This is a genomic window from Nocardia concava NBRC 100430 (assembly GCF_000308815.1).
GTDB lineage: Bacteria > Actinomycetota > Actinomycetes > Mycobacteriales > Mycobacteriaceae > Nocardia > Nocardia concava.
In genome coordinates, this window is sequence record NZ_BAFX01000005.1 from 114476 (window position 1) to 120475 (window position 6000).

Consider the following 6000-nt stretch of genomic DNA (forward strand, 5'->3'; position numbering starts at 1 on the left):
GTGGACGGACGTACCAGAAAATCTCGGGACGGTCTTGCGCAGGCCATGCACCTTTACCTAGATTGAGAACCCAGTGTGATAGAGCTAACACTCAAAGTGGAATGTGGTGCAGAACGCAGTGGGGTTGGGTAACTGCGCGCTGCACTCGCGATTCTGGAGCGCCGCTGACCCGGTGTTCGGACTGCAAAGGGGCACACCAAATGCACATGACTACCCCGATCGCTCGATTGGACGTGGAGCAGGCCGAAGCGAGAATCGCCTGGGTTTCCCAGGCCCGATGCAAGGAAGTGGATCCCGACCAGCTGTTCGTGCGTGGCGCAGCACAGCGCAAAGCGGCCACCATCTGCCGGCACTGCCCGGTCCTGATGGAGTGCGGGGCGGATGCCCTGGACAACCGTGTCGAGTTCGGCGTGTGGGGCGGCATGACCGAGCGGCAGCGTCGTGCGCTGCTCAAACAGCATCCGGAGGTGACGAGCTGGGCGGACTTCTTCCGCGTCCAGCGATCACAGAAGGTAGCGATGTAACCGAGTATCCCTGGTAACTGAGTTCCCGACGAACGATTTACCCAGATCCCCCCTATAAGCAGAACGGATCGAGCCCGCGGAAGCGGGCTCGATCCGTGTCCGGGGTCAGATCGGGCATATCAAGCAGAAGCGACGAAAGCCGCGACTGTGTCGGGGAAGAACCCCGGGTTTGTCAGGCGGGCTTGGCACTTGCCGCTTCGGCCAGCTGATCGCCGACGGCGCGCAGTGCTTCCAGGTCCGCGACCTCGAACGGGAGCGCGGTGACCGCGACGATCGGGACGCTCGGATGCGCGCCCGTGAACCGGTGCAGCAGATGCTGTTCCCGCTTGGCGGTGGCGGCCCGGCTGGCGTGGATGCGCAGCACCGCGGCGGTGAGCGCCTCCGGAGTCTCCGAGTCCGGTTCGCCGCCTTTGCCGTTCCCTGATGTCAGGGGGGCTAGACGGTCCGCGGCCACCTGCGCCTCTTCGGCGGACAGCGAACTCAGCACCGGGTGCGTCCGATTCAGCACCAGACCCGCCAGCGGCATCTTGTCGTGCGAGAGCCGATCCACGAAGAAGCTCGCCTCGCGCAGCGCGTCCGGCTCGGCCGCGGCCACCACCAGGAAGTGGGTGCCCGGCCGCGAGAGCATGGCGTAGGTGCGGTCGGCGCGATCCTGGAAGCCGCCGAACATGGACTCCAGTGACTGCAAGAAGACACTGGCGTCTTTGAGCAATTGCCCGCCGACGATCGTCGAGACGCCGCGCAGCGCCAGGCTCATGGCGCCGGCCACGAACTTCCCGACGCCGCGACCCGGGGCCATGATGACGCGAATCATCTTGCCGTTGAGGAAGTTGCCCAGGCGCTTGGGCGCGTCCAGGAAGTCCAGCGCATTGCGCGAGGGCGGGGTGTCGACCACGATCAGGTCCCACTCGCGCTTGGCGGCGAGCTGTCCCAGCTTCTCCATCGCCATGTACTCCTGGGTGCCACCGAAGGAGGACGCGACGGTCTGGTAGATCGGGTTGGCGAAGATCTGCTCGGCCTTCTCCGGCGACGTGTGCTCGAGCACCATCTCGTCGAAGGTGCGGCGCATGTTCAGCATCATGGCGAACAGCTCGCCCTTGGCCTCGGACCCGAGTTCCACCTTCTGCGGGACGTTTCCGAGATCGCTCACACCCAGCGACTGGGCCAGCCGCCGCGCCGGATCGATGGTCAGCACCACGACCTTGCGCCCGGCCTCCGCGGCCCGCAGTGCGATGGCCGCGGCCGTGGTGGTCTTGCCGACGCCGCCGGAGCCGCAGCACACCACGATGCGGGCCGAGGGGTCGGCGATGATCTTCGAAATGTCGAGGGGCACAGTGCCCGCCGGAACGACCATGACTAGCGAACCCCCTGGGCGCTCAAGACTTCGGCCAGCTCGTAGAGCCCGCCCAGATCCATGCCGTCGGTCAGCGACGGCAGGTACAGCCGTGAGATATCGACCTGCGAGAGCTCGGCGGCGCTCTCGTCCTGGGCGGCCAGCCGCGCGGAATGCTCGACGGTCTCGGTGACCAGACCCTGGAAATCGGCCTCGGACAAGGTGATTCCGGCCTCGGCGAGACCGGCCCGCAGGGCGTCGACGTCGACGTCACCGGTCGCGGCGCGCTCGCGCACGGCCCGCGGCAGATAGCCCTCGCCCGCCCGGTTCACGATCACCGTGCCGATATTCAGATCATTGGCCGTGAGTTCGGCGATGGCATCGGCGGTTTCCTGCACCGGCAGCGCCTCCAGCAGCGTGACCAGGTGAATCATGGTCTGCGGCGAGTGCAGCAGCTTGGAGACGCCCTCGGCCTGCGAGGCGATCGGCCCGCCGCCGGCGATCTCGGCCATGGCCTGGGTGACGTCCAGGAAGCTGGCGATCCGGCCGGTCGGCGGTGCGTCTATGACGATCTCGTCGTAGGTCGGCTTGCCCGACTTGTCGACGCGCACCGCGCATTCCTTGATCTTGCCGGTGAGGATGACGTCGCGCAGGCCCGGCGCGATGGTGGTGACGAATTCGATGGCCCCGACCCGGCGCATGGCGCGGCCGGCGAAGCCGAGGTTGTAGAACATGTCGAGGTATTCCAGGAAGGCGTGCTCGACATCGAGCGCCAGCGCCAGCACCTCACCGCCGCCGTCGGCCGTGGCGATGCGAGTCTCGGTGGGCGGCAACGGCGGCAGATCGAACAGCTGCGCGATGGACTGCCTGCCCTCGACCTCGACCAGCAGTACGCGGCGGCCCCCCGCCGCGAGTGCCAGTGCCAATGCCGCGGCGACCGTCGACTTACCGGTCCCACCCTTGCCGGATACGTAGTGCAAGCGGGCCTTGTCCGCTCGCTCCGGCCACCCTGCTTCGACCCCCGGCTCAACCGAAACGGGCACTGCTATCGGTACTCCCACGCTCGCGAGCCTATAACTCGTTCTGGAATCCTGCCCACAGGACTTGGCAACTGTCTGATACACCACTCGGGACTTGTAATTCCCAATCCCGCACAGTAGTCGGAGGGTCCGGCGAACTGGGGGAACCTTGCCGGGGCTAGTCTCAGGCCATGAGTGATGTGACCGTGTGGGAATACGCCACCGTGCCGCTGCTGACCCATGCCACCAAGGCCATTCTGGACCAGTGGGGTTCCGATGGCTGGGAACTCGTCACGGTGCTTCCCGGGCCCACCGGCGAACAGCATGTTGCCTACCTCAAGAGGAGGAAGTAGCTGATGGGTTGGGCTGAGAACCTGAAGGAGCTCGGGCTCGAGCTGCCTCCGGCTCCGAAGCCGGTCGCGGTGTACGTGCCCGGCGTCCGGTCCGGCAACTACGTCTACACCTCGGGCCAGCTGCCTTTCGTCAACGGTGAACTGCCGCTGACCGGCAAGCTCGGCGCGGAGGTCAGCATCGAGCAGGGCGCGGAAATGGCGAAACTGGCCGCGCTCAACGCCCTTTCGGTGGTGCACGACCTGGCCGGACTCGACAATGTGGTCCGTATCGTCAAGGTGGTCGGATTCGTCGCCTCCGCAGCCGGTTTCAACAGCCAGCCGCTGGTCATCAACGGCGCGTCGGAATTGCTCGGCGCGGTGCTCGGCGATGCCGGGGTGCACGCGCGCTCCGCGGTCGGCGTCAACGAGCTGCCGCTGAACACCCCGGTCGAGGTCGAACTCATCGCCGAGGTGCGATAGCCCCGAAATGCTTGGGGCACAGTCGAAAGCGTGATGCGTTCAACCCTGGACGCATCACGCTCGGTGTATTAGGACGTAATGATGACGCTCACTCATCCCGCGTACGGCCAACTGCGGCAAGTGACTCCGTCCGCCGCCGTGGTGCTGGCCGACAATCCCAGCGGAATGACGTTGGAGGGCACCAACACCTGGCTGCTGCGCGCGCCGGGGGCGACGGAATACGTTCTGGTGGACCCGGGTCCGAAGGATCGCAAGCACACCGAGAACCTGGTGCGCGAGACCGGCGGGAACATCGCGCTCACCCTCATCACCCACAAGCACCACGACCACACCGGTGGCATCGACCATCTGGTGAAGGCGACCGGAACCCCGGTGCGCGCCAAGGATTCCCAATTCCTGCGCGGTTCGGGCGAAGTTCTGGCCGACGGCGAGGTCATCGAGGCAGCGGGGCTGCGCATCACCGTGCTCGCCACTCCCGGCCACACCGAGGACTCGCACAGCTTCCTGATCGACGGCCCCGACGGCGAGCAGGCCCTGCTGACCGGCGACACCGTCCTCGGCAGTGGTACGACCGTGCTGGAGTCCTGGAACGGCGCGCTGGCGGCCTACCTGGACTCCCTGGACCGTCTGGTGGCGGTCGCGCCCGGTCGGCACCTGCTCCCGGCCCACGGCCCGGACCACGCCGACGCCGAACCGGTCATCCGTTACTACATCGCCCATCGCGAGGAACGCCTGAACCAGGTCCGCGCGGCACTGGAGAAGCTCGGCCCGAAGGCCGGATCGCTGCGCATCGTTGCCGAGGTCTACGCGGATGTGGACAAGCGGCTGTGGCCAGCGGCGCAGAGTTCGGTGAAGGCGCAGATCGAGTACCTGCGCTCGCGCGGCTAGAAAACGCAGAAGGACCGGGCATCACCGCTACGGGGGTGATGCCCGGTCCTCCTGTGTAGTTCGTGTCCCTTATCGGGCCCGGCGAGCCAGCCGCTCCGAGTCGGAGATGAGCACGCTCTTGCCCTCGAGTCGCAGCCAGCCGCGGTGCGCGAAGTCGGCGAGCGCCTTGTTCACGGTCTCGCGGGAGGCGCCGACCAGCTGGGCGATCTCCTCCTGGGTCAGGTCGTGGGTCACGCGCAGCGCGCCCGCTTCCTGGGTGCCGAAGCGCTGGGCCAGCTGCAGCAGCGCCTTGGCAACGCGACCCGGAACGTCGGTGAAGATCAGGTCGGCCAGGTTGTTGTTGGTGCGGCGCAGGCGGCGGGCGAGGACCCGCAGCAGCTGCTCGGCGATCTCCGGCCGCTGGTCGATCCACGCCTTGAGGGCGTCCCGGTCCATGGTGACCGCTCTGACCTCGGTGACGGTGGTGGCCGTCGAGGTGCGCGGACCCGGGTCGAAGATCGACAGCTCGCCGAACATGTCCGACGGACCCATGATGGTCAGCAGGTTCTCGCGACCATCGGGGGAACGGCGGCCGATCTTCACCTTGCCGGAGGTGATGATGTACAACCGATCACCGGGCTCGCCCTCGTTGAAGATGACGTGGCCGCGCGGGAAGTCAACGGGCTGCAGCTGTTTGGCGAGAGCCGCCACCGCGGTGGGCTCTACGCCTTGGAAGATGCCTGCTCTGGCGAGGGCCTCGTCCACGAATGTGCTCCTTATGGGAAATGGCTCTGTCCTGGACCGAAACGACTCGGCCGACAGTGCAGTCTACTTTGCAATACCGCCGGGTAGTGATAGACACCACGCGCCGAGCTCATTCTCGAACACACGTAGCCCCAGTACGCGACACGCAACGACGGTTTCGCGACACGCTTCCCTACGAATCTACGACACGCCGTGAGACGGGCGTCATGAAGATCGTAAAAAGTGGTCCGGGGCCGAAAGCCACCGGACCACTCGACCATCGACCCGGGCGGGTCAGCTGGCCTGTGCGACGTCCATTCCCTTGGCCGCCGGCCGGGCGCGTCGCGGACGCGCCGCCGCGGCGGGCAGACCCAGCTTGGTCAGATCGCTGACCTCGGCATTCGTGGCTCGATCGAGGTACTGCTGGACTTCGGGGTCGGGTTCGAGGAGTTTGCGAAGTCGATTCTCGACCCGTTCCATCACCAACGCGAACAGCATCAGCGCTATCGGAAACAGCACCACAGCGAGTCCTTGCATAGGCAGCAGTAAACACGCCGAAGGTCTCAGATGGAACACGGCGGGTACCAGAGCCCGGTTGTGGGCCAGGAGTGGTTCCGTAAGGTGGACGCGTGCGTGTCTCTGAAACCAATGCGGCCGTGAGCGGGCAAGACCCGGATAATTCGGGCGTGCTCGCCGGTGTT

8 protein-coding genes are annotated in these 6000 nt (G+C 66.2%); 4 read left to right on the forward strand and 4 right to left on the reverse strand.

Features of this window, described 5'->3' with window-relative positions; genetic code table 11:
- Window positions 1-200 precede the first annotated feature (200 nt).
- On the forward strand, window positions 201-524 hold the full coding sequence (locus ON43_RS01715) for a WhiB family transcriptional regulator (RefSeq protein WP_033089817.1): 324 nt from the start codon (window positions 201-203) through the stop codon (window positions 522-524).
- A 172-nt stretch (window positions 525-696) separates the two neighbouring features.
- On the opposite strand, the gene bagB is transcribed toward ON43_RS01715, so the two are convergent.
- Both bagB and bagA read right to left on the reverse strand, forming a co-directional pair.
- Window positions 697-1878, reverse strand: a complete 1182-nt coding sequence (gene bagB / locus ON43_RS01720; RefSeq protein WP_040802690.1) for an ATPase BagB — start codon at window positions 1876-1878, stop codon at window positions 697-699.
- 2 nt (window positions 1879-1880) lie between these two features.
- Window positions 1881-2900: an ATPase BagA gene (bagA, locus tag ON43_RS01725; protein WP_040802692.1), complete on the reverse strand. Its 1020-nt coding sequence runs from the start codon at window positions 2898-2900 to the stop codon at window positions 1881-1883.
- A 167-nt stretch (window positions 2901-3067) separates the two neighbouring features.
- Here bagA and sp36 point away from each other — a divergent pair, with 167 nt between their 5' ends.
- From sp36 to ON43_RS01735, 3 genes are all read left to right on the forward strand, one after another.
- Window positions 3068-3229 (forward strand): Sp36 family protein, encoded by a 162-nt coding sequence (sp36, locus tag ON43_RS44320; protein ID WP_086007868.1) that lies wholly within the window; start codon window positions 3068-3070, stop codon window positions 3227-3229.
- 3 nt (window positions 3230-3232) lie between these two features.
- Complete coding sequence (locus ON43_RS01730) at window positions 3233-3688, forward strand: RidA family protein (protein ID WP_040802694.1); 456 nt, start codon at window positions 3233-3235, stop codon at window positions 3686-3688.
- Between the two features lie 81 nt (window positions 3689-3769).
- Window positions 3770-4576 carry an MBL fold metallo-hydrolase gene (locus ON43_RS01735; RefSeq protein ID WP_040802740.1) on the forward strand — a complete coding sequence of 269 codons (807 nt, stop codon included), beginning with the start codon at window positions 3770-3772 and terminating at the stop codon, window positions 4574-4576.
- A gap of 69 nt (window positions 4577-4645) precedes the next feature.
- Here ON43_RS01735 and ON43_RS01740 read toward each other — a convergent pair whose 3' ends face one another.
- Complete coding sequence (locus ON43_RS01740) at window positions 4646-5320, reverse strand: Crp/Fnr family transcriptional regulator (protein WP_019044571.1); 675 nt, start codon at window positions 5318-5320, stop codon at window positions 4646-4648.
- 273 nt (window positions 5321-5593) lie between these two features.
- Window positions 5594-5836, reverse strand: coding sequence for a hypothetical protein (locus ON43_RS01745; RefSeq protein ID WP_033089361.1), 243 nt, complete (start codon window positions 5834-5836; stop codon window positions 5594-5596).
- Between the last annotated feature and the right edge of the window lie 164 nt (window positions 5837-6000).